The following is a 21,420-nucleotide window of genomic DNA, read 5'->3' as shown; positions in this document are numbered from 1 at the left end:
CGGAGCGCCCTGCCCATGTCTGATTTCAAGATTGCCCCGTCCATTTTGTCCGCTGATTTTGCCCGTCTGGGGGCAGAAGTAGATGATGTACTGGCAGCGGGTGCCGACATTGTTCACTTTGATGTAATGGATAATCACTACGTGCCCAACCTGACTATCGGCCCCATGGTCTGTAAAGCACTGCGCCAGCATGGAGTGACCGCCGAGATTGATGTGCATTTGATGGTCACCCCTGTGGATGCGTTGATCGAGCAGTTTGCAGATGCCGGAGCCAGCTACATTACCTTCCATCCGGATGCTTCCACTCATGTTGACCGCTCGCTGCAGATGATCCGTGCGGCGGGTTGTAAGGCGGGTTTGGTGTTCAATCCCGCGGCGGGGCTGGATGCGCTCAAGTATGTGATGGACAAGGTCGATATGATTCTGCTGATGTCAGTCAACCCTGGCTTTGGTGGGCAGAAGTTTATTCCGTCGACGCTGGACAAGCTGCGCGAAGCGCGGGCTCTTATCGAGGCCAGTGGTCTGGATATTCGGCTGGAAATTGATGGCGGCGTAACAACGGCCAATATTGCTGAGATTGCTGCGGCGGGCGCCGATACCTTTGTCGCCGGTTCTGCGATCTTTAATCAGGAAGATTATGTGGCGGTGATTAATGAAATGCGCGCGCAGCTCGCAACGGTAGGCTAGATACCTTCAGTTTCGGTTTGGCGTAACAGCGCGCTGGGGTTACACTATAGCTCTGGGCAACTTGGAGATAGCTGTGTTTACAGCGATATATACAAAAATCGGCGCTCTGTCGATGCGTAAGGGTACTTGCTGGCGATGGTAGCCGGAGACTGCTAACGACCTTTTTTCGTATTTGTATGTAATAGAATTATCTTTGAGGAAATCTCATGACCCCGCAAGAATTTGCCGCACTGGCTGCGCAGAACTATACCCGTATACCCTTGAGCCGCGAAGTACTGGCTGATTTTGAGACGCCCCTGAGCGCCTATCTCAAGCTCGGCGCTGGTGCTTATTCCTATCTGTTTGAATCGGTACATGGCGGCGAAAAATGGGGCCGCTACTCTATTATAGGAACACCCTCGCGCTGTTTTCTGCGCGTCTGTGGCTATCAGGTGGAAGTGGTAGAGGATGGTGTTGTCGTAGAATCCTCAGAGGTTGAAGATCCGCTGGCCTTTGTGGAATCCTTCCAACAGCGCTTTAGGATTCCGGAGGTGAGCGGGTTGCCGGTTTTTCACGGTGGGCTGGTGGGTTACTTCGCCTATGACACGGTGCGTTACGTGGAAAAGCGCCTGCGTGACAGCGCACCGCCAGACCCGCTGGGTAATCCCGATATCCTGCTTATGTTGTCTGATGAGGTGCTGGTATTTGATAATCTGGCCGGTACTCTGCGGCTGATCGTCAATGCCGACCCGCGGCTGGAAAACGCCTATGAGCGCGCGCTGCAACGTCTCGATGAGTTGGTAGAGCTGTTGCGTACTCCGCTGCCGGCGCCGGCACCTATAGATCTGGCTGCCGCAGATGCCGAGGTGTCCCGCACGGTAATACCAGAAAGTGAGTTCCGTTCAGATTTCAGCGTCGCTGAGTATGAGGCTGGGGTCGATAAGATTAAGGACTACGTACTCGCCGGCGATGTTATGCAAGTAGTGCCGTCGCAGCGTTTCAGCGTGCCTTTCAGTCAGCCGCCGATAGACCTGTACCGCGCTCTGCGTAATCTCAATCCTTCTCCCTATATGTTTTTCCTTAATCTGGGCGATTTCCATATTGTCGGTTCTTCGCCGGAGATTCTGGCTCGCCTTGAGGACGGCGTCGTCACCGTGCGGCCTATTGCCGGGACCCGGCATCGTGGCAGTGACGAGGCCGAGGACCAGCGTCTGGAAGCAGAGTTGCTGGCTGATCCCAAAGAGTGCGCCGAGCATCTGATGCTAATTGACCTGGGGCGTAATGACGTCGGTCGTATTGCCGAGATTGGCAGCGTTGAGCTGACTGATAAAATGGTCGTCGAGAAGTATTCCCATGTGATGCACATTGTTTCCAATGTCACAGGCAACCTGAAGCCGGGTAAGACCGCGGTCGACGTATTGCGTGCGACGCTGCCCGCCGGCACTCTTAGCGGCGCGCCCAAAATTCGCGCCATGGAAATTATCGACGAATTGGAGCCAGTTAAGCGCGGCGTCTACGGCGGCGCGGTTGGCTACATCTCCTGGCAGGGTGATATGGACACTGCGATTGCGATTCGAACCGCAGTGATCAAGAACGATACACTCTATATTCAGGCAGGTGGCGGCGTGGTGGCCGACTCCGACCCGCATTCTGAATATCAGGAGACCATGAATAAGTCGCGCGCTGTGTTCAGGGCTGCCGCTATGGTGAAGTCCGCTGCGCAGGAGGCACATTAATATGTTGCTGATGATAGATAATTACGACTCCTTTACCTATAACGTGGTTCAGTATCTGGGTGAGTTGGGCGCCGAGGTGCAAGTGGTGCGCAACGATGAGATTACGGTGGCCGAAATTGCTGCGCTGAACCCGGAGCGCATTGTGATTTCCCCGGGGCCGTGCACGCCCAATGAGGCCGGCATTTCGATGGCTACTATTGAGCAGTTTGCCGGACAGATTCCCCTGCTTGGGATTTGTCTGGGGCATCAGAGTATCGGTCAGGTATTCGGTGGCAAGGTGGTCAGGGCCAGGCAAGTGATGCACGGCAAGACTTCGCCGATTTTTCATCGCGGTCAGGGAGTGTTCGAGGGTTTGAGCAATCCACTGGAAGCGACCCGTTATCACTCGCTGATTGTCGAGCGCGAGTCGCTGCCAGACTGCCTTGAAGTGACTGCATGGACTCAGACCGAGGACGGCGGTGTTGATGAAATCATGGGTTTGCGTCACCGTGAGCTGGATGTCGAGGGGGTGCAGTTTCATCCCGAGTCGATTCTTACCGCTCATGGACATGACCTGCTGCGTAACTTTCTCAAGCGCGGCGCAGCTACAGACTAGGAGAGCGGTACCATGGATATCCGACAAGCATTGGCGCAGCTGGTAGAGGGGCAGGATTTGGCTGCCGCCGATATGCGCGACGTTATGACCGAGGTTATGGGCGGTGAAGCGACTCCGGCGCAGATCGCCGGCTTTCTGGTAGCGCTGCGTATAAAAGGCGAAACGATTGATGAGATTACCGCTGCGGTAGAAGTCATGCGTTCTTTGGCGGCGCCGGTCGCTGTGCAGGGCCCGCATCTGGTCGATATCGTAGGCACCGGTGGCGATGGGGCCGATCTGTTTAATGTCTCGACTGCTGCAGCCTTTGTGGCCGCCGCTGCAGGGGCGCAGGTTGCCAAGCATGGCAATCGATCAGCCTCGAGTGCCTGTGGCAGCTCCGACTTGTTAGAAGCGCTGGGAGTGCCATTAGACTTGTCGCCTGCTGCGATTGCTCGTTGTATCGAGTCGGTGGGGATGGGTTTTATGTTTGCTCCCGCACACCATCCTGCGATGCGGCATGCGGTAGGGCCGCGTCGAGAAATGGGTTTACGCACTGTGTTTAACATGTTGGGGCCGATGACCAACCCCGCGGCAGTCAAGCGACAATTGATTGGCGTCTATGCGCCTGAGCTGTGCCGGCCGATGGCGGAAGTGCTCAAGCGACTGGGGAGTGAACATATTATGGTGGTGCACGCTGCCGACGGTCTCGATGAAATTAGTCTGGCGCAGCCAACAACCGTGGTAGAACTGCGTGATGGCAGTATCTCCGAATACACGATTCGTCCCGAAGATTTTGGTATAGCCAGTCAAAGTCTGGAGGGTTTGAGCGTCACCACGGTGGAGGAATCCATGGCGCTGATCCGCGCTGCGCTTGCCGGTGAGCAAACGGGTGCTGCGGGCAAAGCTGCTGCCATGATAGCGCTGAATGCGGGCGCCGCTATTTATGTGAGCGGTGTAGCAGCCACCTTGGCTGACGGCACGCAGATGGCAGAGGACGCCATGGCCAGCGGCGTGGCTGCCGAGAAAATTAAGGAGCTGGTAGAGTTTACCCAGCTGGCAGGGGCCGCTTCGTGAGCTCGACGCCAACTATATTAAAGAAAATTATTGCCCGTAAATGGGAAGAAGTAGCGGCACGGCAATCGCAGGTGAGCCTGGCGGCGCTTGAATCGCGTGCCTCAGAACAGGGGCCGGTGCGCGGGTTTAATGTGGCGCTGCAAACCTGCGCCGGGCAGGGTCGCGCGGCCGTTATTGCCGAGGTGAAGAAAGCCTCGCCCAGTAAAGGCGTGATTCGTGAAAACTTTCAACCAGCGGAGATTGCGCAAAGCTACGAGCAGGGCGGCGCGGCGTGTCTGTCGGTACTCACCGATGTCGACTTTTTTATGGGCAGTGACGACTACCTGCAGCAGGCGCGTGCCGCCTGTGATTTACCAGTGATTCGCAAAGACTTTATGGTTGATAGTTATCAGGTGGTCGAAGCTCGGGCACTGGGTGCCGATTGTATTTTGCTGATTGTGGCGGCGCTGGATGATGGTCAGATGCGTGAGCTTGATCAGACGGCGAGAGAGTGTGGCCTTGATGTGCTGGTTGAGGTGCATGACCGGGCTGAGCTAGAGCGGGCACTGGAGCTGAATAATCCGCTGGTCGGCATCAATAATCGTGATTTACACACGTTTGAAACCAGCTTAAACACGACCTACGCGCTGTTGCCGCATATTCCTGAAGAGCGCATGGTGGTCACCGAAAGTGGTATTCATACTGTGGCAGATGTTGCTGCCATGCAGGCCCAAGGCGTGCACGGGTTTTTGGTAGGCGAGGCCTTCATGCGGGCTAGTGAGCCCGGTGAGCGACTGGCGGAGATGTTTTTCAGCTCATAACGGTATGAGCGGGTATCGGGGCCGCTTTAGCGGGTGCCGTAAACCACCATGGTTTTACCCGCCACAGCCACCAGACCCTGTTCTTCCAGTGTTTTAAGAACTCTACCCGCCATTTCTCGGGAGCAGCCGACGATGCGGCCCAGTTCCTGGCGTGTGATTTTAATCTGCATACCGTCCGGGTGCGTCATGGCATCCGGTTGCGCGGCCAGGTCGAGCAGGGTGTGGGCGACGCGGCCAGTCACATCGACAAACGCCAAGTCCGACAGTTTGCGAGTGGTGGTGCGCAGTCGGTCAGACATCTGACGGCCGATAGAGAACAGAATATCCGGGAACTGACTGCGAATCTGATGAAAGCGCTCATAGCTAATTTCGGCCACTTCACATTGGGTCTTGGCCTGAATCAGCGCGCTGCGTGGCTCATCGTGATAAAGCCCCATCTCGCCAAAGAAATCGCCAGGGTTGAGATAACTCACTACCATCTCATGATTGTCGTCGGCTTCCACGATGACAGAGACCGAGCCGTCGATAATGAAGAACAGCGAGGTGCTGGGCTCGCCCGGTAAAATAATCTGGGCTTTGGCCTTGTAGTCTTTACGTTGGCAATAACGCAAAAATTCTTCGATGGTAGGTAGCTTTTCCAAGATGTGCGGTCTGATCACTGCGGAATTTCCTACTGACGTGGCTTTATTGTGACACTGATTCTAGCGCAGCTGGCGCGAAGTAAAAAGCAGAACATTGTGATAAGCTCGCGGGCGTTTTCTGGATACAAAAGTGACGGGTAAGTAGCATGCAAGCGGTAGTGAAGTGGGTGGACGGTGCCATGTTTATTGGCGAAGCAGGCAGCGGCCATAGTGTCGTTATGGATGGTCCGGAGGATCAGGGTGGTCGTAACCTGGGGGTGCGCCCGATGGAGATGCTGCTCTTGGGTATGGGCGGTTGCTCAACCTTTGACGTGATGTCGATGCTGCGTAAATCACGGCAAAAAGTGGTTGATTGCCGGGTTGAACTAAGCGCCGAGAGGGCGGATGCAGTGCCAGCCGTATTTACCCGCATTCACCTGAAGTTTGTAGTGGTCGGAGAAGGCCTGAAGGAAACGCAGGTGGCGCGTGCGGTGCAGCTGTCGGCAGAAAAATACTGTTCGGCATCTATCATGATGGAGAGCGCTGGTGTTGAAGTCACGCACAGTTACAGCATTGAAGAATTTAGTGCGTAAACAGAAAGCCGCCTACAAGCGGTAGCTGGCCCCAGTCATCACTTTAGCCACATGGGTCATTAACTGCTTTACCGGGCTGGGTAAGTGAGCCCCGCCAGCTTCCAACGCCTGGCTGCCGTGCCTTTCTTCATCGGCCAGCATCTGCACTATTATTTGCCGTGACTTGATGTCTGCTTCGGGCAGCTTCTCCAGATGCTCGCGCAAATGGTCGCAAACCCGCTCTTCAGTGGCGGCTACAAAACCGAGGCTCCATTTGTCCCCCGCCAGACCTGCGGCAGCACCCATCAGAAAAGACATGCCATAAAATGCCGGGTTGAGCAGGCTGGTATGACTGCCCAGTTGTTGCAGGCGTTCTTCGCACCAGACCAGATGATCAATTTCTTCACTGGCGGCCTGCTCCATGTCGGCGCGAACTTCTGGTAGATCAGCAGTCAGCGCCTGGCCCTGGTACAGCGCTTGGGCGCAGACTTCGCCAGTATGATTGACGCGCATCAACCCCGCGACATGTTGCCGTTGCCCGGCATCCAGTTCGGTGTCTTCAGTATCCTGCGCAGGCGAGGGCCGCATGGCTTGATTACTGCTATCACTGAGTGTGCGCAATACGCTATCAGCGCGTTCAATGAATCTATCCAGTGGTGTCAGTCTTCGTTGCATCATGACGCCATTATAGTCGACTCTTACTCACTATTACCGGTGGCCTCGCGGGCCATGGCGCGCCAGCCTATATCGGTGCGGTAGAAGGCGCCGTCCCAGTCTATGGTTTTAACGCCGGCATAGGCGCGTTGCTGCGCTTGGGCCAGGGTGTCGCCTACCGCGGTTACGCACAACACGCGGCCGCCACTGGTCACTGTGGTGCCGTCTTCGCTGCGGGTGCCGGCGTGAAAGACTTTGCAATCAGTTTGGGTATCGGCGTCCAGCCCACTAATAGCCTTGCCAGATTCATAGCTCTCGGGATAACCACCAGCGGCCATGACCACGCCCAGAGCCGGGCGCGGGTCCCACTCGGTTTTGGCCTGGTCGAGGGTGCCATCAAGTGCTGCATTACAGAGCTGACCGAGGTCAGACTGCAGCCGCATCATGATGGGCTGGGTTTCCGGATCGCCAAAGCGGCAGTTGTACTCAATCACTCGCGGTGCACCACTGGCATCAATCATCAGGCCTGCGTACAGAAACCCGGTATACGAATTACCCTCAGCTGCCATGCCGCGTAGCGTTGGCATTATCACCTCATCCATCACCCGTTGGTGGATCTCGGCTGTGACCACGGGCGCGGGAGAGTAAGCCCCCATGCCGCCAGTATTGGGACCGGTGTCGCCTTCGCCAACCCGCTTATGATCCTGGCTGGTGGCCATGGGTAAAGCATGTACGCCGTCGGCAATCACAATAAAGCTGGCTTCTTCACCGGCGAGGAATTCCTCTATCACCACCCTGCAGCCAGCATCGCCAAAACGGTTGCCAGCCAGCATGTCATGGACTGCGTCCTCAGCTTGCTGCAAGGTCTCGGCGACAATAACGCCCTTGCCCGCCGCCAGGCCATCGGCCTTGACCACAATGGGCGCACCTTGTTCCCGGAGATAGGCCAGAGCGGGTTCCAATTCAGTAAAGTTAGCGTAGGTGCCAGTGGGAATAGCGTGACGTGCCAGAAAATCTTTGGTGAATGCCTTTGAGCCTTCGAGTTGAGCGGCGCCCTTACTGGGCCCGAAGCAACGCAAGTCGCGATCCGCAAAATAGTCGACCACGCCATCTACCAATGGCTGCTCGGGTCCGACAATGGTCAGCTCGACGCCGTTTGCCTCGGCAAAATCCGCGAGCGCAGCAAAATCGTTGACCGCGATAGGAATGTTTTTCATACCCGGTTCTGCGGCGGTGCCGGCATTGCCGGGGGCGATGTAAACCGTGTCCACGCTAGCGGCTTGCGCCGCCTTCCAGGCCAGGGCGTGCTCACGCCCGCCACCACCGATGATCAAAATGTTCATAGTCGGCTCCGTATGAATTAGTGGCGGAAGTGGCGCATGCCAGTAAATACCATCACCATGCCGTGTTCATTGGCAGCGCTGATGACTTCTTCATCGCGAATCGATCCGCCGGGCTGGATTACCGCAGCGATGCCAACACTACCAGCATTGTCTATGCCGTCGCGAAACGGGAAAAACGCGTCAGAGGCCATGACTGAACCTTTGACCTGAAGTCCTGCGTGCTCCGCTTTGATGGCGGCGATGCGGGCCGAGTTGATGCGACTCATCTGACCGGCGCCAACACCTATGGTTTGGCCCTCATGAGCGTAGACAATGGCATTAGACTTGACGAACTTGGCGACCTTCCAGGCGAACAGCAGATCATCCAGTTGCGCTGCAGAAGGCTGCAGCTCACTGACAATTTTGAGGTCGTCTGCGCCTACCATACCCAGGTCACGACTCTGCACCAACAGGCCACCGTTGACACGTTTGTAGTCCAGCGCCGGTTCGGATGGCCCCCATTCCCCGCAGGCCAACACGCGGACGTTCTGCTTGGCTGAGGTTACGGCAAGGGCCGCCTCTGAAATACTGGGCGCAATAATCACCTCGACAAACTGCTTGGCCACAATGGCTTCGGCGGTCGCTGCATCCAACTCACGATTGAAGGCAATAATGCCGCCAAAAGCCGATTCAGGGTCGGTGGCAAATGCGCGTTCATAGGCCGCTCCAATGGAGTCGGCTACCGCGACGCCGCAGGGATTGGCATGTTTTACAATGACGCAGGCTGGCGCGGAGAAGCCCTTGACGCACTCGAGTGCGGCATCGGTATCGGCAACATTGTTGTAGGACAGCGCCTTGCCCTGTAGCTGGTTTGCAGTCGCTATGCCTACCTCGCGTGGTGCAAGCTCCTTATAAAAAGCGGCCTGCTGATGCGGGTTCTCGCCGTAGCGCATTTCCTGTACGCGGTGAAACTGGGTGTTATAGGTGCGCGGGAACTGCTCGCCGCCACCTTCTACCAGCCGGCCGAAATAGTTGGCTATGGCGCCGTCGTAGGCGGCTGTGTGTTCATAGGCACGAATAGCCAGGTCGAAGCGTGTTTGATAGGAAGTGGCGCCGTCATGGCTGTCCATTTCTTCAAGAATACGGGTGTAATCTTCGGCATTCACCACGATATTAACGAACTGATGATTCTTTGCCGCGGCGCGCACCATGGTCGGCCCGCCGATGTCGATATTCTCGATAGCGTCTTCCAGACTGCAATCGGGATTTGCCACGGTTTTCTCGAAGGGGTACAAATTGACGATGACCATATCGATGGTATCGATACCGTGCTCTGCGAGTACTGCGTCATCCTGACCGCGGCGGGCGAGAATGCCCCCATGCACTTTTGGGTGCAGTGTTTTGACACGACCATCCATCATCTCTGGGAAGCCCGTGTAGTCAGAGACCTCGGTGACATCGACGTCGTTTTCCTGCAGCAGCCGATAGGTGCCACCGGTGGACAGCAGTTCGACATTGCGCTGGCGCAGGGCGCGCGCAAATTCTACGATACCGGTTTTGTCAGAGACACTGATAAGCGCCCGTTTGATTGCAATATTGTTGCTCTGGTTCATGGTCTAAGGATGCTCTGGAATGGATACGGTGGCAGTGGTTACTCGGCTGATTCGTCCAGCAAGCCGCACTGTTTGAGTTTTTTGCGCAAGGTGCCGCGGTTCAAACCCAACATGCGTGATGCCTTGGTCTGATTGCCGCGCGTATAGTTCATGATTTCTTCCAACAGGGGGGCTTCGACCTCTGCCAGCACCATTTGATAGACATCTGTTGCCAGCTGGCCATCTAACTGCGACAGGTACTCTCGCACTGATCGAGTGACACTGTTGCGCAGCTGTGAATGACGGTTGGGGCTGTCTACGACGGGCGCGGTAGTGTCTCGCGCAATAGCGTCTGTGTTCCGCGTGAGCATCGGTTCTCCGATAGTCATGCTGCTAACTCCTTGTAAATTCTGGTATGAAAGTGGGCGCGAACGTTGTCTAGTTGCTCAGTGGCGCTAGTGAGCTGATTAAAGTGTTGTTTGAATGCCGCCTGCAGCGGATCTTTCTGCAGATACCAGCCTAGATGTTTGCGGGCAATGCGGACACCGCTGTATTCACCGTAGTAGTCATGTAAGTGTGTCAGGTGGCGTAGCAGTATGTCGCGTTGTTGCTCGGGGGTGGGGTCCGGTAGCAGGGTTCCGTGTTCCAGAAAGTGCGCTACTTGCCCGCATAACCAGGGCCGCCCCTGTGCCGCGCGGCCGATCATGACGCCGTCTGCACCCGTAAAAGTGCGTACGGCTGCCGCTTTCTGCGGGCTGTCGATATCACCATTGGCGAACACCGGGATGTTGCTGCTTTGACAAATTTTAGCGATGGTTTCGTATTCCACAGCGCCCGTGAACCTGCAGCTGCGGGTGCGCCCGTGTATTGCCAGGGCGGCGATGCCGCTGTCTTCAGCAATACGCGCAATGCTTTCAGCGTTGCGCTCAGTAGGTGACCAGCCAGTGCGAATTTTAAGCGTTACCGGAACCTCAACTGCTGCTACCACGCTGGACAGTATATTGCCGACCAGTACTTCGTCGCGCAGCAGGGCAGAGCCGGCGGCTTTGCGGCAGACTTTTTTGGCCGGGCAGCCCATATTGATATCGATGATTTGGGCGCCGGCTGCGACATTATGCTGCGCCGCCAGCGCCATCATTGCAGGATCACTGCCAGCGATCTGTACCGAGCGAGGTTCGCTCTCGTCCTTGTGTACGCGACGCTGACTGGATTTACGGCTGTTCCACAGCTGGCTGTCGCTGGATAGCATCTCCGAGACGACGAGGCCTGCACCGAGCTCTTTGCAAAGTAGGCGGAAGGGCAAATCAGTGACCCCCGCCATGGGCGCGAGTGCAACCGGGTTTGCCAGCTTGTAAGGACCTATTTGGAGCATGTAGGTGGTATATGTTCAGTGGCGCGAAGGGCCGGCTATTCTACTCGCTCGACTGCTGCCCGAAAAGCGCAATTGCACAATTATTCATCAATTTTCGCTGACGGCCGCTGGTACCACCGTGAGCGCATAATTGACCGCGCGGGCGCCGGGGTTGATAAGGCTCAGGCTAATTTGTACCCGTGTGCGTGGGGCCATGCCGGCGGCATCCGGTATATAGGGCAGATATTCGCCGGCCACAAAGCGGCGTTGTGCAGTCGCTTCACCGTACCGCGTGTCAAACCGCAGTAGGAGATCCGGGTAGGGTTGGTTGTCGACACTGTTGTTGATTAGCACGCTGTCCAGCTGCAGTGCATTTTCCAGATCCGGGTGCTGCCGGACAATAAGCTGTTTGATAGTGACTGTGTCAGCGCTGGAGCTCGTGGCGGGCCGCAGGTTGTGCCAAGCCACCTGTCCGCCTAGCGCCAATAACAAAATGAGTCCCAGCAGTTTCAGGCTGGCGGGCAGGGTGGGCTCCAGCGCTGGCGGGTCCGCTGCCTCCATCGGCGTCACAGTGATGCCTGTAAAGTCGGGTTCCGGGTCGTCACTGCCAATCCGGGGTGCGATAAAACCTACTTCGCCGGTGCCAGCGTCAAACACCTGCAGGCATTCGCCGCAGCGCACCTGACCCGCGGCCGTGCGCAATTGCTTGTCATTCACTTCCAGCTCTCGGTGGCAGCGGGGGCAGCTGGTCTGTACTAGCCGGTTCACTGACGCTGGCCGTATAAAACCACCCAGCCATCCTGTTCTCGCAGAACGCTAAGGTTCAGCCAAGGCTGATAGGCTACAACCAGCTCATTGACCTGTTCGGCGAGTATTCCCGACAGCAGCATTTCGCCCTCTGGCTCCAGTAGTTCGCACAGTGTGGGCGCTAACTGGCACAGCGGGCCTGCCAGAATATTGGCTACCATAAGCGGCGCCGGGGCGATGCTTAGTCCGGGCAGGCCGACTTCGATACGGTGTGGGTCGACGTGATTGCACTCGGCGTTGTTGCGGGTGGCTTGGACAGCCTGCGGGTCGGTGTCGATGCCAGTAACGGTGGCAGCGCCCAGTAGCAATGCAGCAATAGCAAGAATGCCGGAGCCGCAGCCGTAATCAATGACCTGTTTGCCGTGCAGCTCCATGTCTGCCAGTGCTGCCACGCACATGGCGGTGGTGGGATGGGTGCCAGTGCCAAAGGCTAGGCCGGGGTCGAGCATGACGTTGATGGCAGCCGGGTCGGGTGGCGTCAGCCAGCTGGGGCAGATCCATACCTGGGGTGTTATTTGCAGCGGCTGATAGTGCTGCATCCACTCCCGTTCCCAGTCTTTGTCCTCGAGAATTTCGGCACGATAGTGGCTGGCTTCCCGCAGTGTCTGTGGCAATTCTTGCCACAATGCCTGCGTATCAGTATCGGCAGGGAACAGACCGGTAATCCGGGTCTCGCTCCATAGTGGAGCCTGTTCCAGATCTTTATCGAACAGTGGCTGGTCAGCGTTATCCTGCAGCGTAACGGCGACAGCTCCCAGGGCCAGCAACTCCTCTTCATACTGCGGGGCGAGGCTGGCGCTGCTATCGATTCTCAGTTGGAGCCAGGACACCGAAATCGCCGACTCAAGTCTCGAGTTTCTTTTCGAGATAGTGAATGCTGACGCCACCTTTGCGGAACTCGCTATCTCTTACCAGATCTCGATGCAGATCAGCATTGGTCCTGATGCCTTCTATGACCAGCTCGTCCAGCGCCTGACGCATGCGGTTGAGAGCTGTTTCGCGGTCCTCACCGTAGGTGATCAGTTTGGCGATCAGGGAGTCATAGTGAGGGGGCACGCTGTAGCCGCCGTAGAGGTGTGAATCGACGCGAATACCGTTGCCGCCGGGTGCGTGGAAGTGGGTGACCTTGCCGGGGCTGGGCATAAAAGTGCGCGCGTCCTCAGCGTTGATGCGGCACTCAAACGAATGACCACTCAGCTTTATGTCCTCTTGGCTAACCGATAGCGGCATGCCGCTGGCGATACGCAGTTGTTCCTTGACGATATCCATGCCGGAAATCATTTCGGTAACCGGGTGCTCCACCTGAACACGGGTATTCATCTCAATGAAGTAAAAACCGCCGTCTTCATAGAGGAACTCAAAGGTGCCGGCGCCACGGTAATCAATGGCAATGCAGGCATCGACGCAGGCTTTGTAAACACCCTCGCGGACGTCCTCGGGAATATCTGGTGCCGGCGCTTCCTCCAAAACTTTTTGGTGCCGACGCTGCAGTGAGCAGTCGCGGTCGCCCAGATGTATGGCGTGGCCCTGGCCGTCTGCAAGCACCTGAACCTCGACATGCCGGGGTCTCTGTAAAAATTTCTCCAGATAAACCACATCGCTACCGAAGGCAGCGCCTGCTTCTGACTGGGTCAGTTGAATGGAGTTAGCCAGCGCTGCCTCAGTGTGAACAACGCGCATGCCGCGACCACCACCGCCTGCCGCAGCCTTGATGATAACCGGGTAGCCTATGCCGCGAGCGATTTCCATGGAGCGTTCATGATCGTCATCCAAAGGGCCATCGGAGCCCGGCACCGTCGGCACACCGGCTCTTTTCATGGCCTGGATGGCTGACACCTTATCGCCCATCAGGCGAATCGTGTCGGCGCGAGGGCCAATAAAAATGAAGCCGCTCTTCTCGACTTGTTCGGCGAAATCCGCGTTTTCTGCCAAAAAGCCATAGCCCGGGTGAATGCCAGCAGCGTCGGTGACCTCGGCTGCAGATATAATAGCGGGGATATTCAGGTAACTCTCAGACGAGGGTGCGGGTCCGATGCAGACCGACTCATCGGCGAGGCGTACGTGCAGCAAGGAGGCATCTGCCTGGGAGTGGACGGCGACTGTCTTAATGCCGAGTTCTTTGCAGGCGCGCAAGATGCGAAGGGCAATCTCACCGCGGTTGGCGATAACAACTTTATCGAGCAGGGCCATAACTGTGTCCTCTAACGGTTGCGTTTCAGACAATTGTTACGAGCGGCTGATCGAATTCAACGGCTTGACCATTCTCCACCAGGATACTTTCTACCACACCGGCCTTGTCCGCTTCGATTTGATTCATCATCTTCATGGCTTCGATGATGCAGATTACGTCGCCAACCTGGACGGACTGTCCAACCTCCACAAATGAGGGGGAGGTGGGTGCTGGCGAGCGATAAAATGTGCCTACCATCGGCGACTTGAGTGCATGTCCGGCGCTGATCGCGGGTGCTGCAACTGGTGCTTCTGGTGCTGCGGCAATCGGCGCGGGTGCTGCCACTGGCATTGGCGCAGCCATCGGATGTGCCATCAGATGTTGCATATTGGCACCATTGCGGCTGATGCGGACAGATTCCTCACCCTCTTTTATTTCAATCTCATCGATGTTGGATTCTTCCAGCAACTCGATCAGCTTTTTTACTTTACGAATATCCATGTCAGCTCTCTTATTAGGCGTCTTGAAGTTTTTGAATAATAGCGCTCAAAGCTAGTTGATAGCCTTGAGCTCCGAGACCGCAGATGACTCCCTCGGCGGCATCAGAGAAATAGGAATGTCGGCGGAAGTCTTCGCGCCGGTGAATATTGGACAGATGTACTTCGATAAATGGGATCGCCACGGCCGCGAGCGCATCGCGAATAGCAACGCTGGTATGCGTATAGGCAGCGGGGTTGATAATGATGAAGTTGACGCCCTCATGACGCGCCTCTTGAATGCGCTCCACCAATTCGTACTCGGCGTTACTCTGCATGGAAAGCAGGTGATGGCCAGCGGCATGAGCGTCCTGCTCAAGTGCAGCATTAATATCAGCGAGGGTCTCGCTGCCGTAGATATCGGGTTCACGTTCTCCCAACAAATTCAGATTGGGGCCGTGTAGTACCAGTATTGTAGCCATCCGCGGTACCTTCTCATGCCTCGGGTGAGGTGCAGCAATGAGAGCATTGTGCATGATTTGATTGGCAGCGTCTACGGCCTCCGCTTAATATCAGCACGTTAAAGTATGATGGCGGCGTTTTCGCAGAATATGGCCACTTTTATGCCGTATTGACGAACTTGGCGACGATTTCGGCGAGAATCTGGCAAAATCGGCTAAAAACAGTAAAGAATGCTAAATATGGACGAAAATAGTGACAACTTCGGCGAAAATCTAATTTATGCGCTCGAGCGCTTCGATCACTGTCGCAGGGGTGAGTAGCTGCGGCAGAATTTCCGGTTTTTGGGGCTGCTTGGGATCGTAAACCAGATACAGTGGGATGCCGGTGCGACCGTGACTGGCCAGATAATCGGCGATTGCGGGATCATAATTGGTCCAGTCTGCTTTCAGGTAGACGATACCGCGGCTGGCAAAGGCGTCCTGCACCGCATCGGTAGACAGGGCGATGCGCTCGTTGGCGATGCAGGTGATACACCAGTCTGCCGTGACATTCACAAATACCGGCTGCCCGGCTCCCATCAATTGTTGTAAGTAAGCCTGCGAAAATTGGTTGCTGTTGGCAGCAGCAGGCTTGGTTGACTCGGGTGCCCGGTTAACCAGCGGACTGGCAATGGCCGACAGCGCCAGCACCGTGAACAGAGCGCTAAATAGACGCGGCCAGCCGGCATAGCGCCACAGCCACAGGCCCAGGGCCAGCAGCAACATACCAGCCAGTAATATACTGATGCCATTGACCCCGGTCTGGCGCCCGACTACCCACAATAACCAGATCGCAGTGGCGTATAAGGGAAATGCCAAGATTTGCTTGAAAGTCTCCATCCAGGCACCGGGTTTGGGCATGGCCTGGCGCAAACGCTGGCTGTAACTGAGTGCTAGTAATGGAGCGGCCATGCCCGCGCCTAATGCGCCAAACACCAACAAAGCAATCGGAGCTGGCTGAGTCACGGCAAACCCAAGGGCGACGCCCATAAAGGGAGCGGTACAGGGGCTGGCCACCACAGTGGCCAGAACGCCAGTGAAAAATGACCCTGCGTAGCCGCCCTTATCGGCCAATTTACTACCCGTTCCCATCATGCCAGAACCCAGCTCGACGAGCCCTGAGAGTGCCAGTGCCATTGTAAAAAACAGGAAGGCGAGCGCGGCAACAAAGCGCGGTGATTGTAGTTGGAAGCCCCAGCCGATGGCTGACCCCGCCTGTTGCAGGCCAATTAATAGTGCGCCTACCAGAAGAAAGCTGGCGACCACACCCACTGCATAGACCCAGCCATGGGTATGGCGCGTTGAATCGTCGCCGGTGGCAAAGCTGTATACCTTGAGCGACAGCACGGGGAACACGCAGGGCATAAGATTAAGGATGCTGCCGCCGGCAAAAGCCAGCAAGACCATGGTCAGTATTTGTAATAATGACGCGGGCGCCGCTGTGGTCAGCGGTGCCCCAGGTGCAGCAGTCTTGCGGGTGCGTGGTGCGGGTTCCAGTGGCGCGATTTGAGCGGATTGCAGGCCTACACTGAAGCGCTCGGTTTGCGGGGGGTAGCAGAGCCCGGCGTCGGCGCAGCCCTGACTAGTCACGGTGAGTATGCCGGAGCTCGCCGCATTGCCAAGTTGCAGAGTAATATCGGCGTTGTGATAGTAGACTTCAGAGAGGCCAAAGTACTCGTCATCACGCTCTATCCCTTTGGGAAACGTCACTTCCAGTGGGATGCTTTGGTCATCCTGCTCAAATTTGAAATCGAAGCGCTTTTTGTACAGGTAGTACTCGGGGGCGATCTGCCAATAGAGGCGCAGAGATTGCGGAGAGCTGACTTCCAGAGACAGCTGATAGGCCTCTTCTACCGGCAAAAAATCGATCTGGGTAGCGCCGTCCAGACTCACACTGCTGCTCAGCTGTAAATCATTGGCCGCGGCGTTGAGAGGCAGTGCGAGCAGCAATAGCGTGAGTACAATGTGGCGCAACATAGTGTTTTTCCAGAGGATGGGTGGTGTTTGACAGCGCTCAGCCGTGAAGTTTCAAAGTGCCGCTATATAGGGAGTATTGTATCAGTGAACCGCAGCGGTTGATGTTATAGTGTCGCACTCTTTAAACGCTTGGCAAAATGAGCCGAGCCGGTTTTTTTCAGTGACAGGATCAGGTGTGAGACAGACAAACTTTTGGCGCGGGTTGGCTTTGGTTTTCATTTTATTGGCGGCGGGTGTCCGCGCCGGTGAGGCGATTACGGTGAGCGATGCCTGGATGCGTGAAATGCCACCAGTGGTACCCAATGCGGCGCTGTATATGACACTAACGAATAGTGGTGCGCAGCCGCGGCGAGTGTTGGCGTTGGAAGCCGACTGGGCTCGGTCTCTGGAATTTCATGAGTCACGCCAAGTGGACGGTATGTGGCAAATGCAGGCGCTTGACGCGCTTGATATTGGCCCGGGTGAGGAGCAGCTATTGGCCCCGGGTGGTGTTCATATTATGGTGTTTGGTGTGCACAGCATGCCACGCGCTGGCGATCGGGTTAGCGTACGTTTGTTAATGGACCAGGGACAGACCCTTGAGGTTGAGATTGAAGTCAGGGCGGGAGCGGATGCCTCGCACGCTCATCAACATCACTAGAATTGCGGCTTGATGCGCTGTCTGCAAAGCGCTGTTAGCCGCCTGAGAAATACATAGGAGAATAAGCATGAGTCAGCTGACGATAAAGGAACGGTTGGCGTCCATTGGGGACCGCGTGTCGGAATCACGGGGGATCACCCGCTGGCTCGCGATTGGCCTGGGCGTCTATTTGTTGCTAGCAACGGTGGTCGGCATGTATTGGAGCATAACGCCGAGCCGGTTTGATGTGGTGGCGCGCAGCGAGGTTTATGTAGCTGCCAGCGGTGGCCGTGTGGTTACCGGTTCCGTGACTACCGCGGCGCTGATGGGGGTGATGGAAACACTACTGGATAAGCCCGGTGGGTTTCTGCGCAATGACATGTTTCCACCTGGACTGTGGCTCGACAATATGCCGAACTGGGAATACGGCGTATTGATTCAGGTGCGCGACCTGGCACGTGCCATGCGCGAGGTGCACAGCCGCTCGCAATCGCAATCCAAGGAGGACCAGGATCTGTCGGCAGCCGAGCCGATGTTCAATTTCTCCGCCGATAGTTGGGCGCTGCCACAATCGGAAGGCGAGTATCGCAGGGGGCTAAAGCACGTGCACAGCTATTATGATCGCTTGTCCGATGCCAGCGACCGCGACGCCCAGTTTTATGCCCGCGCCGACAATTTGCGCTATTGGTTGAGCACGGTGGAATCGCGGCTGGGGAGTCTTTCCCAGCGCTTGAGCACGAGTGTGGGCCAGCGCCGGCTAAATACAGATCTGGCTGGCGATGTATCGTCGAATCAGTCTACCTATGCGCCATCAGAGGAAGATCTAAAGACGCCCTGGCTTGAAATTGATGATGTTTTTTACGAGGCGCGCGGAGCATCTTGGGCGCTGATCCATTTTTTGAAGGCAGCGGAAGTAGATTTTGCCGATGTTCTGGAGGGCAAGAATGCCCGAGTATCACTGCAGCAAATTGTGCGCGAACTGGAAGCGACACAGGAGCTAGTCTTTAGCCCCATGATTCTTAATGGCAGTGGCTTTGGCTTGGTCGCCAATCACTCATTGGTGATGGCGTCATATATTAGCCGGGCCAACGCAGCCATTATTGATCTGCGCCGCTTGTTGGAAGACGGGTAAAGCGGCGTTCAGACGTGCTTGTAGCGGAGCCGGGTGCCGGTTTCCAGCGACAGGCGTATCTCTTCGGCGCTGAGCGCCTCGGGAAAGTAGGTGCCCGAGACCTTGGCGTCGATCAGGCTGGCGCCTTCCAGATTAGACTGGCGAAAATCAATGCCGCGCAGGTCGGTGTTGCGAAAATAGGAGTCGCGGAAATCCAGCCCTTGCGCCTCCATATTGCGCAAGTCCCTGCCGCGGTAATCGCCACTGCGCAGGTTGTCGGCGTTCATGGTATTGCGCTGTTCATTAAATTCTTTGATGTCTTCATTGCGCAGCAATTGGTAGAGCGGGTCATCGCTGATTGTAGGCTTGCCCATGGATTGTTTGCTCGTGTGGTAGTGAACGGTGCACATAGAGTAACGGAGCTTGCGTGACAAGCAAAGCTGAACCCACGATCAAAGATCAGTTCGGGTTTATTCTGACGCGCAACTGGCGCGATACCGAGCGGGGCGTCGAGCTGGAGTATTGGCTCAGCACTGACTCCGGGCCGCAGTGTGTGCGCATACCCGAGCAGGAGGTGGTGTTTTTTTTGGCGAGCACTCAGGTCACCAGGGCGAGTAAGCTGCTAGCGCCTGATATTGCCCACAGTATCCGCGAGCTGGACTTGCAAGATTTCACTCGGCAAGCGGTGGTTGGCGTATATTTTAGCAGCCAACGCATGTTGCGCCGAGCCCGCGATCGCCTGGAGGCGGCGGGTCTGGAACCTCTTGAGGCAGATATCAACCCCGCAGCACGCTATCTGATGGAGCGTTTTATCGCCGGCTCGCTGGGTTTTCATGCCGACGGGGCCCAGACCCGACTGCGGGCGCATGACTGGCAGCCGCGCTTACGTATGGTTTCGGTTGATATCGAAACTGCCATGCAAGGTGTGCAGCTGTTCTCAATAGGGGTATATGCGCGTGATGGCGATGAGGTCATAGGCAAAGTTTTTATGCGCGGTGAAGGCGCCAGCGTGGATTTTGTTGAAACCTATCCCGATGAGCAGTCACTGCTTGCGGCCTTCTGTGACTGGTTGGCGGATTACGACCCGGATGTTTTGATTGGCTGGAATGTGGTCAATTTTGATCTTTGGTTCTTACAGCGACTGGCGGACAAGCTGGGCGCTCGCTTGCCGCTGGGGCGCAATCGCACCAGTGTGCACTGGCGGCAGGTCAATGATGATAGTGAGCGCAGGATTGCTAGCATCCCGGGCCGGGTGGTGCTCGATGGTATCGAACTGCTGCGCACGGCCACTTATCGTTTTGAAAGCTTCTCGCTGGAGTATGTGTCCCGTGAGTTACTGGATGATGGCAAGCTGCTGCATGGCAGCGGCCGCGGCGCTGAAATTACGGAACTGTTCCATCGGGACAAAGACGCGCTGGCCGAGTACAACCTGCACGACTGTGAGCTGGTGTGGGAGGTATTCGAGAAGACAGATTTGCTCAATTTCGCGATTGCGCGCAGCCAGATGACCGGTCTCAATATGGATCGCCAGGGCGGCTCGGTGGCAGCCTTTGATTTCCTCTATTTGCCGCGCCTGCATCGTGGCGGCTTTGTGGCGCCCAATGCGAGTCCCCAGCTACAGGCGAGCCCGGGGGGCTTCGTGTTGGACTCTACGCCAGGTATTTATCGGCATGTGCTGGTACTGGATTTTAAGAGCCTGTACCCCAGTATTATTCGGACCTTTTGCATTGATCCGCTAGGGATGGCCTTGGGGCTGACTAATGAGGGTGAGGGCGAAGCTAACGGTGTCGACAAGAAGACGATTGCGGGTTTTGATGGTGCAGAATTTGATCGAAGCCGACACCTGCTGCCAGAAATAATTCGTCAGCTTTGGCAGCGGCGTGACGAGGCTAAGGCTTGCGGTGATAGCGCTCAGTCCCAGGCTATTAAAATCATAATGAATTCCTTTTACGGTGTACTGGGTACACCGGGTTGCCGTTTCTTCGACAGTCGTCTCGCCAGCTCTATCACTCGTCGCGGCCATGAAATTATTCAGCAGACCGCGGAGCGGATCGAGAGTCTGGGTGAGCGCGTGATCTACGGGGATACCGATTCGGTATTTGTCTGGCTGCAAGGGGTTGAGACAGAGCCACAGGCTCAGCAGCGCGGGCGCGAGTTACAGCAGCAGTTGAACCAGTGGTGGACCCAGCGCGTGGCTGACGAGCACGGCGTGGAGTGTGTGCTGGAACTCGAGTTTGAAACCCACTACGAGAGTTTTCTGATGCCGACGGTGCGCGGCTCGGATAAAGGTAGCAAGAAACGTTACGCCGGCGTGGTCCGGGATAACGGGTTGCCGCGTCTGGTGTTTAAAGGTCTGGAGAATGTGCGCACGGACTGGACACGGCTGGCTCGAGATTTTCAAATGGAGCTGTATCGCAGGGTATTTTTTGATGAGCCCTATATTGACTATGTAAAGCAGGTGAGCGCCCAGCTAATGGCAGGCGAGCTCGATGGTGAGCTGGTTTATCGCAAACGTCTGCGGCGTAAACTGGATACCTATGAGCGTAATATTCCACCGCACGTGCAGGCCGCCCTGATAGCGCGTGAGCGCGGTCTGGCCGCCACGGCACGTGGCGACTGGGTAGAATATGTAATTACTGCGCAGGGTCCGGAGCCAGCCAGCGACGCGCAGGGTGCGCTGGACTATCAGCATTACCGTGAGCGGCAATTAGCGCCGGTAGCTGACGGCGTGCTGCACTTTCTGGGTACATCCTTCGCCGCCATTACCGACCAGCAAATTTCGCTGTTCTAGTAATCCCT

The 21,420-nt window shown here is 56.3% G+C and carries 22 protein-coding genes; 9 read left to right on the top strand and 13 right to left on the bottom strand.

All coding sequences use genetic code 11. The features are described 5' to 3' along the window. Positions 1-15: 15 nt before the first annotated feature. The 5 genes from rpe (at position 16) to trpC (ending at position 4,850) form a co-directional block, all read left to right on the top strand. Positions 16-687 carry a ribulose-phosphate 3-epimerase gene (gene rpe, locus EYC98_RS21090; RefSeq protein ID WP_279247391.1) on the top strand — a complete coding sequence of 224 codons (672 nt, stop codon included), beginning with the start codon at positions 16-18 and terminating at the stop codon, positions 685-687. Positions 688-893: 206 nt separating this feature from the next. Beyond that, a complete protein-coding gene (trpE, locus tag EYC98_RS21085) occupies positions 894-2,402 on the top strand; it encodes an anthranilate synthase component I (protein WP_279247390.1) in 1,509 nt (502 codons plus the stop codon). A 1-nt stretch (position 2,403) separates the two neighbouring features. After that, positions 2,404-2,997 (top strand): anthranilate synthase component II, encoded by a 594-nt coding sequence (locus EYC98_RS21080; protein ID WP_279247389.1) that lies wholly within the window; start codon positions 2,404-2,406, stop codon positions 2,995-2,997. Between the two features lie 12 nt (positions 2,998-3,009). After that, positions 3,010-4,050, top strand: coding sequence for an anthranilate phosphoribosyltransferase (gene trpD / locus EYC98_RS21075; protein WP_279247388.1), 1,041 nt, complete (start codon positions 3,010-3,012; stop codon positions 4,048-4,050). Beyond that, complete coding sequence (gene trpC / locus EYC98_RS21070) at positions 4,047-4,850, top strand: indole-3-glycerol phosphate synthase TrpC (RefSeq protein WP_279247387.1); 804 nt, start codon at positions 4,047-4,049, stop codon at positions 4,848-4,850. Before trpD ends, trpC begins: the two co-directional genes overlap by 4 nt. 26 nt (positions 4,851-4,876) lie before the next feature. Here trpC and crp read toward each other — a convergent pair whose 3' ends face one another. Further along, complete coding sequence (gene crp / locus EYC98_RS21065) at positions 4,877-5,509, bottom strand: cAMP-activated global transcriptional regulator CRP (protein WP_279247386.1); 633 nt, start codon at positions 5,507-5,509, stop codon at positions 4,877-4,879. Between the two features lie 128 nt (positions 5,510-5,637). Between crp and EYC98_RS21060 the strand changes: the two genes are divergently transcribed. Beyond that, positions 5,638-6,063 carry an OsmC family protein gene (locus EYC98_RS21060; protein WP_279247385.1) on the top strand — a complete coding sequence of 142 codons (426 nt, stop codon included), beginning with the start codon at positions 5,638-5,640 and terminating at the stop codon, positions 6,061-6,063. A 12-nt stretch (positions 6,064-6,075) separates the two neighbouring features. Here EYC98_RS21060 and coq7 read toward each other — a convergent pair whose 3' ends face one another. The 11 genes from coq7 to EYC98_RS21005 all read right to left on the bottom strand — a co-directional run bounded on the left by coq7 (position 6,076) and on the right by EYC98_RS21005 (position 16,891). Next, positions 6,076-6,720, bottom strand: coding sequence for a 2-polyprenyl-3-methyl-6-methoxy-1,4-benzoquinone monooxygenase (gene coq7, locus EYC98_RS21055; protein WP_478219255.1), 645 nt, complete (start codon positions 6,718-6,720; stop codon positions 6,076-6,078). A gap of 20 nt (positions 6,721-6,740) precedes the next feature. Further along, positions 6,741-8,039 carry a phosphoribosylamine--glycine ligase gene (purD, locus tag EYC98_RS21050; protein WP_279247384.1) on the bottom strand — a complete coding sequence of 433 codons (1,299 nt, stop codon included), beginning with the start codon at positions 8,037-8,039 and terminating at the stop codon, positions 6,741-6,743. Positions 8,040-8,056: 17 nt separating this feature from the next. Further along, entirely contained in the window at positions 8,057-9,631 is a 1,575-nt protein-coding gene (gene purH / locus EYC98_RS21045; RefSeq protein WP_279247383.1) for a bifunctional phosphoribosylaminoimidazolecarboxamide formyltransferase/IMP cyclohydrolase, read from the bottom strand. Positions 9,632-9,669: 38 nt separating this feature from the next. Further along, positions 9,670-9,999: a DNA-binding transcriptional regulator Fis gene (gene fis, locus EYC98_RS21040; protein WP_478219254.1), complete on the bottom strand. Its 330-nt coding sequence runs from the start codon at positions 9,997-9,999 to the stop codon at positions 9,670-9,672. Beyond that, positions 9,996-10,982, bottom strand: a complete 987-nt coding sequence (gene dusB, locus EYC98_RS21035; protein WP_279247382.1) for a tRNA dihydrouridine synthase DusB — start codon at positions 10,980-10,982, stop codon at positions 9,996-9,998. The genes fis and dusB overlap by 4 nt, the downstream gene beginning before the upstream one ends. Positions 10,983-11,069: 87 nt before the next feature. Beyond that, a complete protein-coding gene (locus tag EYC98_RS21030; protein WP_279247381.1) occupies positions 11,070-11,729 on the bottom strand; it encodes a DUF3426 domain-containing protein in 660 nt (219 codons plus the stop codon). Continuing rightward, positions 11,726-12,598: a 50S ribosomal protein L11 methyltransferase gene (gene prmA / locus EYC98_RS21025; RefSeq protein WP_279247380.1), complete on the bottom strand. Its 873-nt coding sequence runs from the start codon at positions 12,596-12,598 to the stop codon at positions 11,726-11,728. Before prmA ends, EYC98_RS21030 begins: the two co-directional genes overlap by 4 nt. Before the next feature lie 13 nt (positions 12,599-12,611). Further along, positions 12,612-13,952 carry an acetyl-CoA carboxylase biotin carboxylase subunit gene (accC, locus tag EYC98_RS21020; RefSeq protein WP_279247450.1) on the bottom strand — a complete coding sequence of 447 codons (1,341 nt, stop codon included), beginning with the start codon at positions 13,950-13,952 and terminating at the stop codon, positions 12,612-12,614. Between the two features lie 31 nt (positions 13,953-13,983). Continuing rightward, positions 13,984-14,439 (bottom strand): acetyl-CoA carboxylase biotin carboxyl carrier protein, encoded by a 456-nt coding sequence (gene accB / locus EYC98_RS21015; RefSeq protein WP_279247379.1) that lies wholly within the window; start codon positions 14,437-14,439, stop codon positions 13,984-13,986. 13 nt (positions 14,440-14,452) lie between these two features. Then, positions 14,453-14,896 (bottom strand): type II 3-dehydroquinate dehydratase, encoded by a 444-nt coding sequence (gene aroQ, locus EYC98_RS21010; protein ID WP_279247378.1) that lies wholly within the window; start codon positions 14,894-14,896, stop codon positions 14,453-14,455. A 252-nt stretch (positions 14,897-15,148) separates the two neighbouring features. Next, positions 15,149-16,891 (bottom strand): protein-disulfide reductase DsbD family protein, encoded by a 1,743-nt coding sequence (locus EYC98_RS21005; protein ID WP_279247377.1) that lies wholly within the window; start codon positions 16,889-16,891, stop codon positions 15,149-15,151. Between the two features lie 175 nt (positions 16,892-17,066). Here EYC98_RS21005 and EYC98_RS21000 point away from each other — a divergent pair, with 175 nt between their 5' ends. Beyond that, a complete protein-coding gene (locus EYC98_RS21000; RefSeq protein WP_279247376.1) occupies positions 17,067-17,531 on the top strand; it encodes a copper chaperone PCu(A)C in 465 nt (154 codons plus the stop codon). Positions 17,532-17,598: 67 nt separating this feature from the next. Beyond that, a complete protein-coding gene (locus EYC98_RS20995; protein ID WP_279247375.1) occupies positions 17,599-18,642 on the top strand; it encodes a DUF2333 family protein in 1,044 nt (347 codons plus the stop codon). 8 nt (positions 18,643-18,650) lie between these two features. On the opposite strand, the gene EYC98_RS20990 is transcribed toward EYC98_RS20995, so the two are convergent. Next, positions 18,651-18,995, bottom strand: a complete 345-nt coding sequence (locus tag EYC98_RS20990) for a pentapeptide repeat-containing protein (RefSeq protein WP_279247374.1) — start codon at positions 18,993-18,995, stop codon at positions 18,651-18,653. Positions 18,996-19,048: 53 nt separating this feature from the next. Between EYC98_RS20990 and EYC98_RS20985 the strand changes: the two genes are divergently transcribed. Beyond that, on the top strand, positions 19,049-21,412 hold the full coding sequence (locus EYC98_RS20985; RefSeq protein ID WP_279247373.1) for a DNA polymerase II: 2,364 nt from the start codon (positions 19,049-19,051) through the stop codon (positions 21,410-21,412). The last annotated feature ends 8 nt before the right edge of the window (positions 21,413-21,420 follow it).

It is taken from the genome of Candidatus Litorirhabdus singularis (assembly GCF_026262625.1).
Taxonomy (GTDB): Bacteria; Pseudomonadota; Gammaproteobacteria; order Pseudomonadales; family Halieaceae; genus Litorirhabdus; species Litorirhabdus singularis.
Note: the sequence above shows the minus strand (reverse complement) of the source record. Positions and strands in the feature narration are given on the sequence as shown.

Bases quoted from the DNA above. Each gene is read 5' to 3' on its own strand.
- EYC98_RS21005 (WP_279247377.1), bottom strand. From the start codon at position 16,891: ATGTTGCGCCACATTGTACTCACGCTATTGCTGCTCGCACTGCCTCTC.
- purD (WP_279247384.1), bottom strand. From the start codon at position 8,039: ATGAACATTTTGATCATCGGTGGTGGCGGGCGTGAGCACGCCCTGGCC.
- trpE (WP_279247390.1), top strand. From the start codon at position 894: ATGACCCCGCAAGAATTTGCCGCACTGGCTGCGCAGAACTATACCCGT.
- EYC98_RS21080 (WP_279247389.1), top strand. From the start codon at position 2,404: ATGTTGCTGATGATAGATAATTACGACTCCTTTACCTATAACGTGGTT.
- fis (WP_478219254.1), bottom strand. From the start codon at position 9,999: ATGACTATCGGAGAACCGATGCTCACGCGGAACACAGACGCTATTGCG.
- EYC98_RS20990 (WP_279247374.1), bottom strand. From the start codon at position 18,995: ATGGGCAAGCCTACAATCAGCGATGACCCGCTCTACCAATTGCTGCGC.
- accB (WP_279247379.1), bottom strand. From the start codon at position 14,439: ATGGATATTCGTAAAGTAAAAAAGCTGATCGAGTTGCTGGAAGAATCC.
- EYC98_RS21060 (WP_279247385.1), top strand. From the start codon at position 5,638: ATGCAAGCGGTAGTGAAGTGGGTGGACGGTGCCATGTTTATTGGCGAA.
- dusB (WP_279247382.1), bottom strand. From the start codon at position 10,982: ATGCTCCAAATAGGTCCTTACAAGCTGGCAAACCCGGTTGCACTCGCG.
- aroQ (WP_279247378.1), bottom strand. From the start codon at position 14,896: ATGGCTACAATACTGGTACTACACGGCCCCAATCTGAATTTGTTGGGA.
- EYC98_RS20995 (WP_279247375.1), top strand. From the start codon at position 17,599: ATGAGTCAGCTGACGATAAAGGAACGGTTGGCGTCCATTGGGGACCGC.
- rpe (WP_279247391.1), top strand. From the start codon at position 16: ATGTCTGATTTCAAGATTGCCCCGTCCATTTTGTCCGCTGATTTTGCC.
- purH (WP_279247383.1), bottom strand. From the start codon at position 9,631: ATGAACCAGAGCAACAATATTGCAATCAAACGGGCGCTTATCAGTGTC.
- trpD (WP_279247388.1), top strand. From the start codon at position 3,010: ATGGATATCCGACAAGCATTGGCGCAGCTGGTAGAGGGGCAGGATTTG.
- coq7 (WP_478219255.1), bottom strand. From the start codon at position 6,720: ATGATGCAACGAAGACTGACACCACTGGATAGATTCATTGAACGCGCT.